4 protein-coding genes are annotated in these 3,101 nt (G+C 40.7%); all 4 read left to right on the forward strand.

Annotation, left to right across the window (positions count from 1 at the left end; genetic code table 11):
* The first annotated feature begins 83 nt into the window (after nt 1-83).
* Nucleotides 84-320: an acyl carrier protein gene (gene acpP, locus BCG07_RS04580; protein WP_006792304.1), complete on the forward strand. Its 237-nt coding sequence runs from the start codon at nt 84-86 to the stop codon at nt 318-320.
* A 276-nt stretch (nt 321-596) separates the two neighbouring features.
* Nucleotides 597-1,835, forward strand: coding sequence for a beta-ketoacyl-ACP synthase II (fabF, locus tag BCG07_RS04585; protein ID WP_006792303.1), 1,239 nt, complete (start codon nt 597-599; stop codon nt 1,833-1,835).
* 59 nt (nt 1,836-1,894) lie between these two features.
* Nucleotides 1,895-2,713 carry an aminodeoxychorismate lyase gene (pabC, locus tag BCG07_RS04590; protein ID WP_286888938.1) on the forward strand — a complete coding sequence of 273 codons (819 nt, stop codon included), beginning with the start codon at nt 1,895-1,897 and terminating at the stop codon, nt 2,711-2,713.
* On the forward strand, nt 2,713-3,101 hold a 389-nt coding region (locus BCG07_RS04595), incomplete at its 3' end, for an endolytic transglycosylase MltG (protein WP_286888940.1). The genes pabC and BCG07_RS04595, both read left to right, overlap by 1 nt.

Here is a 3,101-nt window from a genome sequence, read left to right on the forward strand (position 1 = left end):
ATCATTGAATCAGAGAATTATGCGGCGTAAACTACCCCGCAATCTGAAAATAACGCATTGGCGTTTTAATAAAGGAAAGAAGAATGAGCGATATCCAAGAACGCGTAAAAAAAATTATCATTGAACAACTAGGTGTTAAAGAAGAAGAAGTTAAAAACGAATCTTCTTTCGTAGATGACCTAGGTGCAGATTCTCTTGATACTGTAGAACTAGTAATGGCTCTTGAAGAAGAGTTTGACACTGAGATCCCAGACGAAGAAGCTGAAAAGATCACTACAGTTCAAAGCGCAATCGATTACGTAACAGCTCACGCTGAGTAATCAATTGTATATTAAAGGCAGCATTCGCTGCCTTTAATCTATGTATCCAAACCACCTCAAAGTTCATGATTCAAAAATCAAACCTTAACTCCCCAAATTTAACTAACATTAATTTTGTTTGCGTTATGTGTTGTCAAACAAGTTTGAGACTCGCACTTTGAGGTTGCTTGGGTATGATGATCCCCTTGTGAATCTAATTGGATTAAAAAACCATTTAAAAATTAAAATGGTTAAAATTTTAATAAAATTATAAATATCCCTTATTGGAGGCAAACCGTGGCTAAACGTCGTGTCGTCGTAACTGGCTTAGGAATGTTGACGCCGCTAGGCAATGATGTTCAATCAACCTGGCAAGGCTTATTAGATGCTAAAAGTGGTATACAAACAATAACACACTTTGACACATCAAAATTTGGAACGAAGTTCGCTGGTTTAATCAACGACTTTGATGCATCGGCTTATATGCCACCAAAAGATGCAAAAAAAATGGATTTATTTATCCAATATGGTTTAGCAGCGGGTGTTCAAGCCTTTAAAGATTCAGGCCTAGAAATCACAGAAGAAAACGCAACGCGCATTGGTGTTGCTGTTGGTTCTGGTATTGGCGGCCTAACGCTAATTGAAGAAAACCACGTTAAGTTACTTAACAGTGGCCCACGTAAGCTATCTCCATTTTATGTGCCTTCTACCATTATTAATATGATCTCGGGTCATTTATCAATAATGTACGGTCTACGTGGCCCTAATATTTCAATTGTAACTGCGTGTACGACAGGTTTACATAACATTGGCCATGCAGCACGTATGATTGCCTACGGCGATGCCGACGCTATGGTTGCTGGCGGTGCCGAAAAAGCGTGTACACCTATTGGTATGGGTGGCTTTAACGCAGCACGCGCATTATCAACACGTAACGACGACCCACAAGCAGCGTCGCGCCCGTGGGATAAAGACCGTGACGGTTTTGTACTTTCTGACGGAGCTGGTGTTGTAGTTGTTGAAGAATACGAACACGCAAAAGCACGTGGCGCAAACATTTATGCCGAGCTAGTTGGTTTTGGTATGAGTGGCGATGCATTCCACATGACATCCCCTCCAGAAGACGGTGCAGGCGCAGCCCTTGCAATGGAAAACGCATTAAAAGATGCGCAAGTAAATGCAGAGCAAGTAGGCTACATAAACGCTCACGGTACGTCGACCAACGCTGGCGATAAAGCCGAAACTGCCGCAGTTAAATCTATTTTTGGCAATGCAGCAAAAGACGTAATGGTTGGCTCGTCTAAATCGATGATGGGTCACTTACTGGGTGCAGCGGGCTCAGTTGAATCAATCGTGTCGATATTGTCGCTAAAAGATCAAAAAGTGTCGCCTACTATCAACCTTGATAACCCAGATGAAGGCTGTGACCTAGATTACATTGCGCATACAGCACGCGATGCAAAACTAGATTACTCACTATGTAACTCATTTGGCTTTGGTGGTACTAATGGCTCGTTGCTATTTAAAAAGGTATAATCTTTTTTAACAACGAACCACTTTATAAGAGCTCAGTTGTTTAACTGGGCTTTTTTTATATGCAAAAAATAATAAATAATACGCAAACAATCATAAATGCCAGCCAATCAAACGCCGTTAGCATAACCGACAGAGGCTTAAACTATGGCGATGGTTTTTTTACAACAGCAAAAATTGTAAATGGGCAAGTTGAATATTGGCACCATCACAAAGCCCGCTTAGCTGAATGTGCCGAACGATTAGCCTTTCCTGAACTCGACTTTAGCCCTTTAGAGCAACATATACACAATCAAGTAAAACAAAAGCAAACGGGCGTGTTAAAAATACTCGTAACACGCGGTGAAGGCGGGCGTGGATATAACTTACCGAGCGAATGTAATTTAACAATTGTAGTAAGCGTGCTTGAATACCCTGCAAACTACAATGCGCTTGCAGAGCAGGGGGTTAGCCTTGAAATAAGCCCTATTAAATTAGCGGCGCAGCCTTTACTTGCGGGGCTAAAAACTCTAAATAGGTTAGAGCAAGTACTCATTAAAAAAGCCATGCAAACACAAAATTGCGACGACGTACTTGTGCTTGACTACAACAACCAGGTAATTGAAGCCTCAGCAGCTAATATATTTGCCATTAAACACGGTAAAGTATTTACACCAAAGCTCAATGAATGCGGTATAAAGGGCGTTTATCTGCAAGCGTTATGTGATAAATTAACGGTTGAGTTTAAACACATTACAGTAAACGATTTAACCAAGGCCGATGCTGTATTTGTATGCAACAGCTTAATGCATGCAGTACCTGTTAAACGCATAGAGCAACAGTGCTTTAATGTTGCCCACAGCAACGCATTGCTAACTAATTTATTAGCCAAGGAGGCTTAGTGTTAAAAGTTATTTTATCAGTCGCTTTTTTAGCGATTATTAGCACAGCTATTGGCTATCAGCAATTGCAGTCAACCCTACAAAGCCCGCTAAATATAAGCGAAAGCACGCAATTTGAGGTAAAAAAGGGCACCGGTTTTAATAAATTATGCCAGCAATGGCAAGCAAAAAACTGGGTTGAAAGCTGTTGGCGTTACCAAGTTATTGCAAAGCTCGACCCCACTCTAACCGATTTAAAAGCCGGGCTTTACGAGCTTTCAAATACCAGTGTTATTACTAACATAAAAAAAATAAACCAAGGTCAACAAATCAGCTTTAGCTTTACCATTATTGAAGGCCAAGCCCTGCGCGATGTATTAGCAAATATTAAAAATGCGCCTAATTTAAA

The organism is Pseudoalteromonas sp. ESRF-bin5 (assembly GCF_002632075.1).
In the GTDB taxonomy this organism is placed as follows: Bacteria; Pseudomonadota; Gammaproteobacteria; order Enterobacterales; family Alteromonadaceae; genus Pseudoalteromonas; species Pseudoalteromonas marina.

Excerpts from the sequence above, each read along its gene's own strand:
- pabC (WP_286888938.1), top strand. The coding sequence starts at position 1,895 with ATGCAAAAAATAATAAATAATACGCAAACAATCATAAATGCCAGCCAA.
- acpP (WP_006792304.1), top strand. The coding sequence starts at position 84 with ATGAGCGATATCCAAGAACGCGTAAAAAAAATTATCATTGAACAACTA.